Genomic DNA, 15227 nt, shown 5'->3' on the forward strand with positions numbered 1-15227 from the left:
CCGAGGCCTTCACGTTCCGAATTCCGGCATGCCGAAATTCATCCCGTTCAGGGGCCGTGCAGTGGTGAGTGCCGCCGGTGCGGCTCGAGTGGCTGTCTCAGAACCGTCATGGCTCCGTGACAACTCGGAGAACACTACCCATGCGCCATAGGCGTGTCAACCGGCCCGCCCGGCTCCCCTGACGGCCCCTCACCCACCCCCTCAGTCGAGGTCGCTGAGCCGTCCTCCCGCGTCCGGCTGGGCGTCCTCCACGCGGCGCAGCAGGCGGGTCAGCATCTCGCCGAGGTGGCCGCGCTCCTCGCCCGAGAGGTCCTGGAGGAGGTCCTCCTCGAAGACCGTGGCCATGCGCATGGCCTCCAGCCACTTGCTCCTGCCGTCTTCCGTGATGCCGACGATGACGCGTACACGGTTGTTCTCGTCGCGCTCCCGGGTCACCAGGCCCTCCGCGACCATGCGGTCGATGCGGTGGGTCATGGCGGCGGGAGTGAGGCCGAGGCGCTTGGCGAGGTCGCCGGGGCCCAGGCGGTACGGGTCGCCGGCGAGGACGAGGGCCTTGAGGACCTCCCATTCGGCGTTGCTGATGCCGAGCTCGGCGGTCTGGCGCCCGTAGGCGACGTTCATCCGCCGGTTGAGGCGGCTGAGCGCGGAGACGACCTTCTCCACCTGGGGGTCGAGGTCCTGGAATTCGCGCTGATAGGCGGCGATCTGTTCGTCGAGGCTCGGCTCGGAGGCGCCGGGGGTGTCAGCCATGCCCGGCAGTATGACACGACTGATTCGCGCTAAAGCCCTTCGGCATGTACTCTTTAGGTTCGAACTTTACTGTTGAAGTCTTCAGACCTCGACAGTCCCGCCCCTCAACCACGACCTAGGAAGGTGAGTGTGACCACCGCGATGGGCGCAGCTCTGCGCCGGATCCAGCTGGGGAACGCCCTGAGTGCGTTCGGCAACGGCTTCACCGTCCCGTTCCTGTTCATCTATGTGTCACAGGTACGGGATCTCGGTGCGAGTACCGCAGGCCTGGTGCTCATGACGTTCGCCGTGTCCGCACTCGTCGTGCTGCCCTTCGTCGGTCGTGTCATCGACCGGCGGGGTCCGCTGCCTGTTGCCGTCGCCGGTACGGTCTCCGCCGCCGTCGGGTCGCTGGGGCTCGGGCTGGCGTCCAGCAAGCCGCTGGTCTTCGCCGCGGCCGCCGCGCTGGGTGCGGGCATCGCGGTGATCCAGCCGACGCTGGCCACGATGATCGTCTGGTGCTCGACGCCGACGACGCGGTCGCGTGCCTTCGCGATGCAGTTCTTCCTGAACAACCTCGGTCTCGGCGTCGGCGGCCTGCTCGGCGGGCAGCTGGTGGACACCTCGGACCCGGCGAGCTTCGTGCGGCTCTTCGCGATCGAGTCGGCGATGTTCCTGGTGCTGGGTGCCGCGGTGGCGACCGTGCGGCTGCCGAAGGCGCCCAAGGTCGAGGATGCGGTCCCGACCGACGAGGCGGCGAAGGGCGGCTGGCGGACGCTGCTGGGCGACCGGGCCATGATGCAGCTGTGTGTCCTGGGCTTCGTGATGTTCTTCGCCTGCTACGGGCAGTTCGAGTCGGGTCTGGCGGCCTTCGCGGTCGAGGTCACCCGGATCTCGCCGGCCACGCTCGGCATCGCGCTCGCCGCGAACACGGCGGCGATCGTGCTGGCGCAGTTCGTCGTCCTCAAGCTGGTCGAGGGGCACCGGCGCAGCCGGGTCATCGCGCTGGTGGGTCTCATATGGACGGTTGCGTGGGTGGCCGCGGGGGTCTCGGGGCTCGTTCCGGGGGCGCACGGTGTGGCGACCGCGCTGCTGATCTCCACGTACGCGCTCTTCGGTATCGGTGAGTCGATGCTGTCGCCGACGGTGGCGCCGCTGGTGGCGGACCTGGCGCCGGGCCGGCTGGTCGGTCAGTACAACTCGGCGTTCGCGCTCGTGAAGCAGCTCGCGCTGGCGATCGGGCCGTTCGTGGGCGGTCTGATGGCCGGTGGCGGTCTGTACGTCGCGTACATCGCGATGGTGATCGTGTGCTCTCTGGGCATCACCACCCTGGCGCTGCGGCTGGGCCGGCGGCTCACCCCCGTACAGGACAACCCGATGCTGGCGCGGGCGCAGCGCCGCGCGGCGGAGGCCGCCAGGGCCGGGGCGGGCGAGCGTACGCCCGTGATCGTCTGAGACGCGCGGCCCGCATATAACGCGGCCCGCATATAAGAGGAGAGGGAGGGTGCCCGGCGGGCGCCCTCCCTCTCTTGCGTCACCCGTGTCCCGCCGGCAAGGCGAATTCGCACCAGACGGCCTTTCCGCCGCCCGGGGTGCGCCGTGAGCCCCAGGAGGAGGCGATCGTGGCGATGATCGAGATGCCGCGTCCCGCCTCGTCGGCGGGCTCGGCGCGGCGGCGCCGGGGGAGGTGGTCGTCTCCGTCGGTGACCTCGATGATCAGGCGGCGGTCGGTGCGGCGCAGGCGCAGCCGCATGGGTGGGGTGCCGTGCTGGAGGGAATTGGCGACGAGCTCGCTCGCGGCGAGGACGCCCAGGTCGCGCAGCTCGGTGGGGAAGCGCCAGCTGACGAGGACGCCCGAGGCGAAGGCGCGGGCGCGGGGTGCTGCTTCGATGCCGCCGAGGAGCTCCAGGGCGGCGTTGTGGAAGAGCTCGGCGTCGTGGCCGGTGCGGGCGGGGTGCTGGAGGACGAGGACGGCGACGTCGTCGTCGTGGTCGGCGGTCACGCCGAGGGCGCGGATCAGGCGGTCGCACATGACCTGGGGTGATCCGGTGGCGCCGGCGAAGGCGCGCTCCAGGGCGGCGACGCCTTCGTCGATGTCCTCGGTGCGGCGCTCGACGAGGCCGTCCGTGTAGAGGACGGCGCTGGAGCCGGGGCCCAGCGGCATGGTGCCGGAGGTGTGCATCCAGCCGCCGGTGCCGAGGGGCGGGCCGGTGGGTTCGGCGGCGCGGCGGACGGTGCCGTCGGGGTCGCGGACGAGGATCGGGAGGTGGCCTGCGGAGGCGTAGACCAGGCGGCCCTCGTTGGGGTCGTGGACGGCGTAGATGCAGGTGGCGATCTGGGTGGCGTCGATTTCGCCGGCGAGGCCGTCGAGGAGCTGGAGGACCTCGTGGGGCGGGAGGTCGAGGCGGGCGTAGGCCCGGACGGCGGTGCGGAGCTGTCCCATGACGGCGGCGGCGCGCACGCCGCGGCCCATGACGTCGCCGATGACGAGGGCGGTGCGGCCGGCGCCGAGGGTGATGACGTCGTACCAGTCACCGCCGACGGCGGTGTCCCTTCCGCCGGGCTGGTAGGTGGCGGCGACGCGCAGGTCGTCGGGCTGTTCGAGCTCCTGGGGAAGGAGGCTGCGCTGGAGGGTGACGGCGGCCTCGCGCTGGCGGCGTTCGCTGGCGCGCAGGCGTTCGGCGGCTTCGATCTGGTCGGTGACGTCCGCGGCGAAGACGAGGACGCCGGGCTGTTTGGCTTCGGTGGCGCCGACTTCGATCGGGGAGCAGGTGAAGGTGTAGTAGCCGCTGCGGGGGCGGGTTTCGGCGTCCGCGGCGGCGGAGGCGGGGGTCTGGTGGGGGACGTCGGCCATGGGGGTGCTGTCGCCCGGGGCCGGCGGGGCGTGGCGGCCCGCGGCGATGTTCATCGCGGCGCTGATGTCCGCGGTGACGCGGCGGGACTTGACCGTGCGGGGCCGGCCGCTGCGCAGAACCTGGTCCATGAGGGGGAGCAGGCCGAGTTCGGTGAGCTCGGGGAGGGCTTCGCGCGCGGGGGTGCCGGGGGTGCGGGGGCCGAAGAGGGCGGCGTAGGCGTCGTTGACGTAGGCGATGCGGTGCTCGGGGCCGTAGACGACGGCGACGAGGGCCGGGACCTTGCCGAGCGTGTCGTGGACGGAGAGGCCGTCGAGGGTGGGGACGGGGCCGCCCGGTGCGGGGGCCGGGGCGGCCTCGGCGCGGGCGGCGGGCACGGAGCCGCCGGGCGGGGTCTCGGGCGCGGGCTGCGCGGGGGCGGCGGTGCGGTCCTTGCGGTCGGCGCGCGCCGCGGCTCGGCGCTGTGTGCCGGGGAGCCGGGCGCTCCAGCGGGTGAAGTTCACAGAGGATTACCTCGCGGAGTCGTTCCGGACCAGCTCGGCGACGTGGCGTGGCCGATCCGCGGGCCCGTGGCGGGGCCGCGGTTGGCGGTGCGGGGGACTGCCCCCGGGGGAATGCAGCAAACGTCCGAATCCTCGTAATTGTTACTCTTCGCAGGTACGAGCCCACCCATGGTCACACGACCAGTGTGGCCGACCGGACTGACATCCGTCAGACGTCGGGCCTTCCGGGGGAGTTCCCGGCTCCGCCGCAGGGCCCGTGACCTGCTTCAACTCGCTTCCGGGTGACGTCCGGTGTCTGCGGCGAGTTCGAATTCGGCCCGGGGGTTTTCGAGCGAGCCGAGGGAGACGATCTCTCGCTTGAAGAGCCCGGTGAGGGTCCACTCGGCAAGGACGCGGGCCTTCCGGTTGAAGGTCGGGATCCTGCTGAGGTGATAGGCGCGGTGCATGAACCAGGCGGGGTAGCCCTTGAGCTTCCTGCCGTAGACGTGGGCGACGCCCTTGTGGAGGCCCAGAGAGGCCACGGAGCCCACGTACTTGTGCCGGTATTCCTTGAGCGGCTTGCCGCGCAGGGAGGCGAGGACGTTGTCGGCGAGGACCTTGGCCTGGCGGACGGCGTGCTGGGCGTTGGGCGCGCAGACGGCCTCGGGGTCGTCCGAGGTGAGGTCGGGGACGGCTGCGGCGTCGCCGGCGCCCCAGGCGTGCTCGGCGCCGTCCACGGTGAGGGCGGGGGTGCACTTGAGGCGGCCGCGGCCGTTGAGGGGGAGGTCGGTGGCGGCGAGCACGGGATGGGCCTTGACTCCCGCCGTCCAGACGAGCGTTCGAGTGGGGAAGCGGGAGCCGTCGCTGAGGACGGCGACGCGGTCCGCACAGGACTCCAGGCGGGTGTCGAGGCGGACGTCGATGTTGCGCCCGCGCAGCTCGCGCAGTGCGTAGAGGCCCATCTCCTCGCCGACTTCGGGGAGGATCCGTCCGGTGGCCTCGACCAGGACGAACCGCAGGTCCTCGGGTTCGAGGTTGTGGTAGTACCGGGCGGCGTAGCGGGCCATGTCCTCGAGTTCGGCGAGGGCTTCCACGCCCGCGTAGCCGCCGCCGACGAAGACGAAGGTCAGGGCCGCGTCGCGGACGGCGGGGTCGCGGGTGGAGGAGGCGATGTCCATCTGTTCGAGCACGTGGTTGCGCAGGCCGATGGCCTCTTCGACGGTCTTGAAGCCGATGCCGTAGTCGGCGAGGCCGGGGACGGGCAGCGTGCGGGAGACGGAACCGGGCGCGAGGATCAGCTCGTCGTAGCGGACCTGGATGGCGCCGGTGCCCTCCTCGTGCGTGGCGAGGGTGCTGATGGTGGCGGCGCGTTTGGCGTGGTCGATGGACATGACCTCGCCGATGACGACCTGGCACTTGTCGAGCGTGCGGCGCAGGGGGACGACGACGTGGCGGGGCGAGATGGAGCCGGCCGCGGCCTCGGGGAGGAAGGGCTGGTACGTCATGTACGGCTCGGGATCGATCACGATGACGGTCGCTTCGCCGCGCCTGAGCTTCCGCTGCAGGCGCAGGGCGGTGTACATCCCGACGTAGCCGCCGCCGACCACCAGAATGCGCGCCGGTTCCTTCACCAAGGCCACTCCTCAGTCATCGAGCAGTCTGCAAGCACAGCTCCTTCCCCATGACGCACCGCCGATCGGAGTTTGTCCACAGGCCGTGCGAAATGTATGACCGGCGGCGGAGCTGATCCCTCCGTGGGGGGCGCACCGGTTCGAGAGACAGGTGCGCAGGTCAGGGCGGATGCGGTGGGGTTGTGGGGTGGTGCAGAATCGGTGCGGAGGGGGGATGTACTCCAATCGGGGATGCCCGGTGCGGAACTACCCCTTCTTTCTTGACCTGGGCTCAACTATGTTCGTACTCCGTCGGGGTGTCAGAGACGTGCCCCGGCAGTCAGGGCGGGGAGTCTCCGGGGGGAGACGTCATAACCGGGGGAACACATATGCATATGCAGGGCTCTCATTGGTCCACCGCTGTCGCGCCGTCGGAGGCGGGCGGTGGCCGCAGCACGCCGTTGCGCGTGGATGCCCAGCGCAATCTCGAGCACGTGCTGCGCGCGGCCCGCGAGGTCTTCGGCGAGCTGGGCTACGGGGCGCCGATGGAGGACGTGGCACGCCGCGCCCGCGTCGGCGTGGGGACGGTCTACCGCCGCTTCCCCAGCAAGGACGTCCTCGTCCGGCGGATAGCCGAGGAGGAGACGGCCCGGCTGACCGAGCAGGCCCGCACGGCGCTCGGCCAGGAGGACGAGCCGTGGTCGGCGCTCTCGCGCTTCCTGCGCACGTCCGTGGCGTCCGGCGCGGGCCGGCTGCTGCCGCCGCAGGTGCTGCGGGTCGGCGTCGACGGGGAATCCGAGGAGATCGAGGCGCGCGTGCCGCAGCAGCGGCAGCCGGGCGCCACGGGTGGCCAGCTGCATGAGCTGCGGCTGGTCGAGCAGCGGCCGGCCCCGGTCGTCGAGCGGCACGACGCGGGCGCGGCAGCGCTCCTCGATGTCGTCGGGCGGCTCGTGGAGCGGGCGCGGGCGGCGGGCCAGCTGCGGCCTGACGTCACGGTGGCCGATGTGCTGCTGGTGATAGCGACGGCCGCGCCGTCGCTGCCGGATGCGGTGCAGCAGGCGGCGGCGTCCTCGCGGCTGCTGGACATCCTGCTGGAGGGGCTGCGGTCGAGGCCGGCCGAGTAGCAGGCCGCGAGGCGGGCCGGAGATCCGTCCGGCCCGGCCCGCTGTGACGGGCGCGCCCGGTGCGGCTCTTCGGGCCGATCGGGCGCATCCGGAAATCCTTCCCCGTTCGGGTGACATCCAGTGCTCCATGCAATCGAAGTCGCCACGGACGAGTGGTTGCTGTCCATGCTGCGCTGATGACGGGCGCCACTGTGCCACGCTCCCGGTGTTCGGGTGTTCCGGCATGTACAGGGGCCTGCGCTATGGGTGTTGACGGGCAGGAAGAGCCGAGCGGAAGCGAGCAGGCGGACAGAGCCTCATCGCCCCGGTCCTCCGGCCAGGATCGTTCCGTTCCGGCCCAGGATCGTTCCGTCCCGGCCGGGGAGTGGGCCCCGGGTGCCGCGGCCGGCGTGCCGCGGCAGCGCAGGCGCAAGCACCGCCGTACGGATGCGGCAGCCGACGCACCTCTGACGGACATTCAGCTGGTGGCCCGGATGCGGGCCGGCGAGAGCGATGCGTACGAGGAGCTCTACCGCCGTCACGCCCCCGCGGTCCGCCGCTACGCCCGCAGCTGCTGCCGTGACCATCACACCGCGGACGACCTCACCAACGAGGTCTTCGCGAGCACCCTGCAGGCGGTGCGGGGCGGCGCGGGGCCGGAGTCGTCGGTGCGGGCCTATCTGCTCACCACGGTGCGCCGGGTCGCCGCCTCGTGGGGGAAGACCGCCAAACGGGAGCAGCTCGTCGAGGACTTCGCGGAGTTCGCCTCGTCGGCGGAGCGGCTGCCGGCCGGTGGGGAGGACGGTGAGGCGCTCGGGCTGGGCGCGGACGTGCTGGCCATGCAGGAGGCCGAGCACTCCCTGGCCGTGAAGGCGTTTCGCAGCCTGCCGCCGCGCTGGCAGACGGTGCTGTGGCACACCACGATCGAGGAGGAGTCGCCGAGCGAGGTCGCGCCGCTGCTGGGGCTGACGGCCAATGCGACGGCGGTGCTGGCGCACCGGGCGCGCGAGGGCCTCAAACAGGCCTACCTGCAGGCGCATGTGAGCAGCGCCCTGACGGCCGGCGGTGACTGCGCGCGCTTCGCGGACCGGCTCGGGGCGTATGCCCGGGGCGGGCTGCGGATGCGGGCCGAACGGGGCCTGCGCAAGCACTTGGAAGACTGCGCACGGTGCCGTACGGCGGCGCTGGAGGTCGCGGATGTCAATGAGCGGCTGCGGGCGCTGCTGCCGGTGGCGGTCATCGGCTGGTTCGCCGCCGGGTTCTCGGCCAAGGCTGCCGCGGGGCTCGCGGCGGGGGCGGCCGGGGCGGGTACGGCTGCGGGGGCGGGTGTGGCTGCTGCGAGCGGTGGGGCGACCGGGGCCGCAGGTGCGGGCGCGGGCTCCGCTTCGGGCGCCGGGGCGGGGTCGAGCGCGGGTGGGGCGTCCGGCGCGGGCGCCGGGGGCGGAGCCGGTGGAGGTGCCGGAGGGGGCTCGGGCAGTGCCGCTGCGAGTCATGGCCTGGGGGTGCCCGCGAAGATCGGCATCATCGGCGGTGTGGTGGCCGCTGCCGGTGCTGCGGCCGCCTATGCCCTGATCGGGCTCTCCTCCACGCCGGCCGCCCGGCCGCCGCGGGCGGAAGCCAGTACGGCTCCGGTGGCGCCCGTGGCGACGCCCCGGCCGACGCCCGTCCCCTCCCGGAGCCACTCCCCCGCTCCCTCCCCGACCCCCACCCCCGCGGCCTCGACGCTGCCGCCGTTGCCGAAGGCGAAGGCGCCCGTGGTGGTGCAGGCCCGTCCCGCCACGACGGCCCCTGCTCCCCCGGTCCGCGTCGCAGCGCCGCGGCCCAAGCCTTCGCCACCGCCAGCCGCGCCGCCCGTCCGCCGCCCGGCGCCGTCGCCGTCCCCCTCCCCTTCGCCGTCTCCGTCGCCCTCCCCCACTCCGTCACCCCCGCCCCGGCCGCCCGCCGTCTACCGCCTCGACCAGCTCGCGTACGTGGGCGTCGGCGACGGCACGAAGCCGGAAGTGCGGCTGGGCGTGCGCAGCTGGCTGTGGCAGCGGTACGGCCTGCGGGTCGGCGGCGTCACGTACGGGCACGGCGTGAGCGTGCACGCGCCCTCGGCCGTCACCATCGGCCTGAACCGGCCCTGCACGGCCTTCAGTGCCGTCGTGGGCGTCGACGACATGTCGATGGGGCTCGGTGCCGCGCAGTTCGCCGTCTACGGCGACGGGGTGCCTCTGTGGCGCTCCGGCGTGGTGCGGGGCGGGGATGCGGCGGTCCCGGTGTACGTGCCGCTCTCCGGATACCGCACGATCCGGCTGACGGTGCAGCCGCGGCACGGCATGGGGTGGGCGGCGGTGTCGGACTGGGCGCGGTCGTGGATCTCCTGCGGGTGACCGCCGCGAGGGCGGCGAGCGCCGGAGCATCCTCACAGGGGCGCGGCCTCCTGGAAAGGGGCGGAGCGTCCTCACAGGGGCGGGCCGGGTGCGACCCCGCCCGCGACCGCCCGCTGGCGGGGGGCCGCCGAGCCGGTCCAGCACGTCCCGCGCCGGGCCAGCAGGCGCCGTAGCCAGACCTCGGTGGAGACGAGCTCCGCGAGGCCGTCCAGGGGCAGCGCACGGCCGTTCGCGGCCCCGTGCAGCGCCGCCCGTACGGCGCGGGCTTCGACGAGGCCCGCGTCGGCGAGCAGCGGGGCCTCGAAGAGCTCCATCAGGGGGTCGGCGGAGGCGCGCAGGCCCGCCCGTACGGCCGCCGCGTGCGCGGCGTGGGACGTGGCGCCCCAGCCGGGGGGCAGTTCACGGACGCCTGCCCCGGCGAGGACGGCGCGCAGGACCGCGGCGCGCGCCCCCGGCTGCACCCGGAGCGCCTCGGGAAGGGCACGGCAGGCCCGTACGACTGCGTTGTCGAGGAACGGTGCGTGGAGGCGCTGGCTGCGGACCTCGGCGGCCTGTTCCAGGACGCGGTGGTCGGCGGCGTGGCGGAGGAGGGCGGCGGCCGCGCGGCGTTCGCCGGGGCGCTGCGCGAGGCCTTGGGGGCGGACGGCCGCGGCCTGGAGACGAACCGATACTTCGGCCAGAGCCTCACCCGTGAGCCAGCGCGCCGCGGGACCGGGCCGGCACCAGGTGAGGGCGGCGAGGGAGGCGTCGACGGCACCGCCCACGCCGGCGGGGGCGGCCGCGCCCGGGGCGTCGTCCCCGGCGGGGAAGGCGGTGGCCCGTAGCTGACCGGCTGCCGCTTCGAGGCCTTCCCGGTAGGACGTGCGGGCCAGGCGGCGGGCCGCCCGGTAGACGGTGAAGGGGATGACGAGGGCCTGTGCGGAGGTCCTGTCGGCGCGGGCGAGCGCCGAGACGGGGCGCAGCAGGTGGCGCCGGCGGCGGTCCAGCAGGAGGTCGGCGAGACGGGCGGGGTGGGCGTCGAGGACCTGGCGGGCGCCGTGCCCGACGAGGTGGTCGGTGCCGCCCGCCGTCAGCCGGTGCCGGTGGCGTTCGGCGGTGACGAGGGAGGGGCCCGGTTCGTCGGTCAGGGGGCCGCCGGCGAGGTCCGCGTAGGGCAGGGCTTCTTCGCCCGCGGCGACGACGATGTGGCGCAGCCGGGGGTTGGCGGCGATGGCGTGGGCGCGTTCGAGTTCGGCTTCGCGGACGCGGCTGTCGTCGGTGACGAGGTCGTTGAAGGTGACGGCGAGCAGGCGCTCGCCGTCGCTGCCGTGACCGAGCGGGCTGCCGGGCATTCCGGGGAGGCCGGCGGCGAGCAGCGCCAGGGTGCCGGACGCGCTGCCTCCGGACAGGTCGGCGCCGATTCCGGGGACGGGGCCGCCGCGGGCGGCGCGGCGGTGGGCGGGGCCCATGCCGGGCACGGGGCCGGGGTCGAGGGTGCCGAAGCCGGGGCCGGGGGCGTGCCGGGGGGCGGCGAGGCGGGTGCGCACGGCCTCGACGAGGGCGTCCCGTATGCCTTCGACCGCCTTGTCGGGCGGGAGCTGGGCGGCGGAGACGGCGAGCGACGCCGTCGGCTCGTAACCGGTGATCTCCCGGGCGCCGTCGCGCAGGACGAGGGCGTGCCCGGGCGGCACCCGCCGTACGCCCTTGTACGGCGTGCCGTCGGCGAGGGCCTCGGGGGAGTCGGGGCAGGCGAGGAGCGCGGCGAGGTGGCCGACGTCGAGCTGGGCCTCGATGAGGTCGGCGAGGGGCAGGGCGGCGGTGGCGTAGGCGGTGCCGCCGGCCCAGGCGGTGTGGAAGACGGGCCGGGCTCCGGCCAGGTCGCCGACGACGGTGGTGCGGCGCCCCACCTGGGCAACGGCGGTGTAGCTGCCGGGCCAGGCGGTGAGGTGCCGCAGGGCGCCTCCGCGGGCGGCGACGAGGCCGGTACGCAGCTGCTCGTCGCCGGCGCCGCAGCGGCCGAGGACGGCGAGGCGGGTGAGGGGGTCGAGCTGGACGACGCGGACCTCGTCGGGGCGCCAGTCGCCGACGGCCCACAGGGGGGCCGGGTCGCCCCACAGGAGGCGGGCGCCTACGGGGTGGACGGTGGGGGTGCCGGGGTCGCCGTCACTGCCGTAGTCGCCGGGGGATGCGGTGCGTTGGTGCACGGTCCCCGAGGTGGTGCTGCTCCACCCCACCACCCAGCGCATGACGCCTCCACAGGCTGTGGACAACTGACGCGGACAACGACTGACGCGGACAAGCGACGTGAACGACTGACGTGAACGACCGGCACGAATGATCGACGTGGACGACCGGCGCGGACAACCGGCCGAGCGACGCCACCGGCACCGGCACCGGCACCGGCACCGGCACCGGCACCGGCACCGACTGGACGGCCACCAAGCGCCGCCGTCAGCAGCCATCCGCAGTCATCATGCACAGGAGGTCGCCTGTTGCCACAACGAGACCACCACGAAAGAGGCAACCCATCGGTCACACCTTTCACCGCAACCTGCGTGATTGCGGGGCGAAGTGGCGGGGCGTCACACCGTATGCACGCGGCCGCCGCACATCACCGCCATGCTGTCACGTATGGAGGCGGGGGACGCCCACGCGCGCGTGCGGCACGCCGAGAACGCGTCGCTACGGGACGGCAGTTCAGACCCCGGGCGACCTCGGGTCGCCTTCCGGACGGCGGTATCCGGCCAAACTCGGGGCGGTGTCGGCGAAGGGGGCGCACTCGCCCGGTGCTTCGCCTCGCTTGTCACGGTCCGGGAGGCGGTCAGCCGCCTCCCGGACCGGTCCGCCGCCCGCGGGGAATGAGGCGACGGCTCCCCCAGCCCACTGGATCCAGTGCAGCGGGCCAACCCACGCGACTCCCATGGAAGCGCTCCCTTGATGGCGTGGACAGAGCGCACGGCGGGCGCACAGCCACACACAACCGGAGCACGTGCCCCTCGGTGCACGTCCGCACGGACCAGAATCTCGCCATCCGGGACACCACCTCTTAACGGTCGGGATGCGGGGAACTACGCTGGGTTTACGAATGCCCCGCGCCTATGCCGGGGCGGGCGTCGCGTCGTCGAGGGGTGCGCATGTCCAGGGAGCCACGCGGGCCGAACGAGAAGCTCGGCACCGTCCTCGCCCTCGCCGGGATCAGCAACGCCGGTCTCGCGCGCAGGGTCAACGACCTCGGTGCGCAGCGCGGATTGACGCTTCGCTATGACAAGACGTCCGTCGCGCGCTGGGTCTCGAAGGGCATGGTGCCTCAGGGAGCGGCGCCCCATCTGATCGCCGCGGCGATCGCCGGCAAGCTCGGCCGGCCCGTCCCGCTGCACGAGATCGGCCTTGCGGACGCTGATCCGGCGCCGGAGGTAGGACTCTCCTTTCCGCGCGATGTCGGCCAGGCCGTGCGGTCCGCGACGGAGCTCTACAGGCTGGATCTCGCCGGTCGCCGAGGGGGTGGCGGCATCTGGCAGAGCCTGGCCGGATCCTTCTCGGTCAGCGCCTACGCCACGCCCGCTTCCCGCTGGCTGATAACCCCCGCCGACAGTTCGGTCGCGCGCGAGGCCCACACGGCGGCCAGGGAGGCCGAGAGCGGGGGCGGCCCGGACGGGCCCATACCGCAGCGCGTGGGCCACAGTGACGTCAGCAAGCTGCGGGAGGCCGCGGAGGACGCGCGCCGCTGGGACTCCAAGTACGGCGGGGGCGACTGGCGTTCCTCGATGGTCCCCGAGTGCCTGCGGGTCGACGCGGCGCCCCTGCTGCTCGGTTCGTACAGCGACGAGGTGGGCCGCTCGCTCTTCGGCGCCACCGCGGAGCTGACCCGGCTGGCCGGGTGGATGGCCTTCGACACCGGCCAGCAGGAGGCCGCGCAGCGCTACTACATCCAGGCCCTGCGGCTCGCCCGCGCGGCCGCCGACGTGCCCCTGGGCGGCTACGTGCTGGCCTCGATGAGCCTGCAGGCCACGTACCGCGGCTTCGCCGACGACGGCGTCGACCTGGCCCAGGCTGCCCTCGAGCGCAACCGCGGCCTGGCCACCGCCCGCACCATGAGCTTCTTCCGTCTGGTCGAGGCACGGGCGCAGGCGAAGGCCGGGGACGCACCGGCGTGCGGTGCCGCCCTGAAGGCCGCCGAGGGCTGGCTGGAGCGGGCCCGTACGGGCGATCCGGACCCGTCCTGGCTCGACTTCTACACGCACGAGCGGTTCGCGGCGGATGCCGCCGAGTGCTACCGCGACCTGCGCATGCCCCGGCAGGTGCAGCGCTTCACGGAGCAGGCGCTGGCCCGCCCGACGGAGGAGTTCGTGCGCTCGCACGGGCTGCGGCTCGTGGTGTCCGCGGTCGCCGAGCTGGAGTCCGGCAATCTGGACGCGGCCTGCGCGGCCGGCACGCGGGCGGTGGAGGTCGCGGGCCGGATCTCGTCGGCGCGCACCACGGAGTACGTCCGTGATCTGCTGCACCGGCTGGAGCCGTACGGGGACGAGCCGCGGGTGATGGAGCTGCGGGAGAGGGCGCGGCCACTGCTGGTGTCGCTGGCGTGAAGGTGTGAGCGCTTCCTCCCGGGGATCCCCCCGGCCCCCTGTCCCCCGCCCCTCGCCCTTCGCCCCTGGTCCTCCGTGTCCCCCGTCCCCTCCCGGCTGAGGCCTCCGTCCGACCCGGGTTTCGACCGGTTGTCAGTGGCGCAGGTCATGATGGGAGCGTGGGTGAGGCGCCGAGGGGTCCCGGATGCCCGGTCGCGGGCGTGCCGGGAGGCGCGGGGAGGTGACGGTGGTGAGGGCGTACGACTGCGATGTGCTGGTGGTCGGCGGCGGCATCGTAGGCCTGTCGACGGCCTATGCGATCACGCGCGCCCGGCCGGGTACGCACGTCGTGGTGCTGGAGAAGGAGCCGGGGCCCGCGCTGCACCAGACCGGGCGGAACAGCGGCGTGATCCACAGCGGGATCTATTACCGCCCGGGGTCGCTCAAGGCGCGGTTCGCGGTGCGGGGCGCGGCGGAGATGGTGAAGTTCTGCACCGAGCACGACCTGCCGCACGAGGTCACCGGCAAGCTGATCGTGGCCACGGACCAGGCGGAGCTGCCCCGGCTGCACGCCCTCGTCCAGCGCGGCCGGGAGAACGGCGTGCCGGTGCGCGAGCTCGGCCCCGCCCAGATAGCCGAATACGAGCCGCACGTCCGCGGCACGGCGGCCATCCACGTCGGCTCCACGGGCGTGTGCGACTACGGCGCGGTGGCGCGCTGTCTGGCCCGTCTGGCGGAGGATGCGGGGGCCTCCGTGCGGTACGGGGCGGAGGCGCGGGCGATCGGGCGGCGCGGTGCGGCGGTCGCGGTGCGCACGGGGCTCGGCGAGGTGCTGCGCGCCCGTGCGCTGGTCAATTGCGCGGGGCTGCACAGCGACAGCGTCGCGCGGCTCGCGGGCGACGATCCCGGCGTGCGGATCGTCCCGTTCCGCGGGGAGTACTTCGAGCTGGCCCCGGCGCGCAGGGAGCTGGTGCGCGGCCTGGTCTATCCGGTGCCGGACCCGGCCTTCCCGTTCCTGGGCGTCCACCTCACGCGGGGCATCGACGGCACGGTCCACCTGGGCCCGAATGCGGTCCCGGCGCTCGCCCGCGAGGGCTACGGGCGGCTGACGGTGCGCCCCCGCGAGCTGGCGGGGACGGTGGGCTGGCCCGGCTCCTGGCAGCTCGCCCGCCGCCACTGGCGGTACGGCGCGGGGGAAGTGCGGCGCTCGCTGTCCAAGCGTGCCTTCACGGAGGCGGCGCGCCGGCTGCTGCCGGAGGTGACGGCGGAAGACCTGATACCGGCGCCGCCGGGGGTACGGGCCCAGGCGGTGCTGCGGGACGGCACGCTCGTGGACGACTTCCTGTTCGCGGGGTCTCCGCGGATGGTGCACGTGCTGAACGCACCCTCGCCCGCGGCGACAGCTGCACTGCCGATCGGGCGGGAGGTGGCGCGCAGGGCGCTGCGCGCGCTGACGCACGTTGCCCCCTAGCGGACATCACCCCCTGGCGGACCTTGCCCTCCAGCGGAGATTGCCCTCCAGCGGAGATTGCCCTCCA

Annotated in this window: 9 protein-coding genes; 5 read left to right on the top strand and 4 right to left on the bottom strand. The window is 73.8% G+C overall.

Features of this window, described 5'->3' with window-relative positions; genetic code table 11:
- Positions 1-201 precede the first annotated feature (201 nt).
- Positions 202-750: a MarR family winged helix-turn-helix transcriptional regulator gene (locus ACFZCD_RS04955; RefSeq protein ID WP_391827993.1), complete on the bottom strand. Its 549-nt coding sequence runs from the start codon at positions 748-750 to the stop codon at positions 202-204.
- A 129-nt stretch (positions 751-879) separates the two neighbouring features.
- On the opposite strand from ACFZCD_RS04955, the gene ACFZCD_RS04960 reads away from it, so the two are divergent.
- Positions 880-2184 (top strand): MFS transporter, encoded by a 1305-nt coding sequence (locus tag ACFZCD_RS04960; protein WP_391827995.1) that lies wholly within the window; start codon positions 880-882, stop codon positions 2182-2184.
- 79 nt (positions 2185-2263) lie between these two features.
- Here ACFZCD_RS04960 and ACFZCD_RS04965 read toward each other — a convergent pair whose 3' ends face one another.
- A complete protein-coding gene (locus tag ACFZCD_RS04965) occupies positions 2264-4084 on the bottom strand; it encodes a SpoIIE family protein phosphatase (RefSeq protein ID WP_391827997.1) in 1821 nt (606 codons plus the stop codon).
- A gap of 266 nt (positions 4085-4350) precedes the next feature.
- Entirely contained in the window at positions 4351-5646 is a 1296-nt protein-coding gene (locus ACFZCD_RS04970; protein ID WP_391828995.1) for an NAD(P)/FAD-dependent oxidoreductase, read from the bottom strand.
- 416 nt (positions 5647-6062) lie between these two features.
- On the opposite strand from ACFZCD_RS04970, the gene ACFZCD_RS04975 reads away from it, so the two are divergent.
- Positions 6063-6797 carry a TetR/AcrR family transcriptional regulator gene (locus ACFZCD_RS04975; protein WP_391827999.1) on the top strand — a complete coding sequence of 245 codons (735 nt, stop codon included), beginning with the start codon at positions 6063-6065 and terminating at the stop codon, positions 6795-6797.
- Positions 6798-7039: 242 nt separating this feature from the next.
- Positions 7040-9148, top strand: coding sequence for a sigma-70 family RNA polymerase sigma factor (locus tag ACFZCD_RS04980; protein ID WP_391828001.1), 2109 nt, complete (start codon positions 7040-7042; stop codon positions 9146-9148).
- Positions 9149-9219: 71 nt separating this feature from the next.
- Here the strand turns inward: ACFZCD_RS04980 and ACFZCD_RS04985 are convergent, their stop codons facing one another.
- A complete protein-coding gene (locus tag ACFZCD_RS04985) occupies positions 9220-11373 on the bottom strand; it encodes an asparagine synthase-related protein (protein WP_391828003.1) in 2154 nt (717 codons plus the stop codon).
- Between the two features lie 888 nt (positions 11374-12261).
- Here ACFZCD_RS04985 and ACFZCD_RS04990 point away from each other — a divergent pair.
- Complete coding sequence (locus ACFZCD_RS04990; protein WP_391828005.1) at positions 12262-13710, top strand: MFS transporter; 1449 nt, start codon at positions 12262-12264, stop codon at positions 13708-13710.
- A 229-nt stretch (positions 13711-13939) separates the two neighbouring features.
- Positions 13940-15160, top strand: coding sequence for an L-2-hydroxyglutarate oxidase (gene lhgO, locus ACFZCD_RS04995; protein WP_391828996.1), 1221 nt, complete (start codon positions 13940-13942; stop codon positions 15158-15160).
- Positions 15161-15227 lie beyond the last annotated feature (67 nt).

It is taken from the genome of Streptomyces sp. NPDC008001 (assembly GCF_042958085.1).
Lineage (GTDB): Bacteria > Actinomycetota > Actinomycetes > Streptomycetales > Streptomycetaceae > Streptomyces.

Excerpts from the sequence above, each read along its gene's own strand:
- ACFZCD_RS04955 (WP_391827993.1), bottom strand. The coding sequence starts at position 750 with ATGGCTGACACCCCCGGCGCCTCCGAGCCGAGCCTCGACGAACAGATC.
- ACFZCD_RS04970 (WP_391828995.1), bottom strand. The coding sequence starts at position 5,646 with ATGTACACCGCCCTGCGCCTGCAGCGGAAGCTCAGGCGCGGCGAAGCG.
- ACFZCD_RS04975 (WP_391827999.1), top strand. The coding sequence starts at position 6,063 with ATGCATATGCAGGGCTCTCATTGGTCCACCGCTGTCGCGCCGTCGGAG.
- ACFZCD_RS04980 (WP_391828001.1), top strand. The coding sequence starts at position 7,040 with ATGGGTGTTGACGGGCAGGAAGAGCCGAGCGGAAGCGAGCAGGCGGAC.
- ACFZCD_RS04985 (WP_391828003.1), bottom strand. The coding sequence starts at position 11,373 with ATGCGCTGGGTGGTGGGGTGGAGCAGCACCACCTCGGGGACCGTGCAC.
- ACFZCD_RS04990 (WP_391828005.1), top strand. The coding sequence starts at position 12,262 with ATGTCCAGGGAGCCACGCGGGCCGAACGAGAAGCTCGGCACCGTCCTC.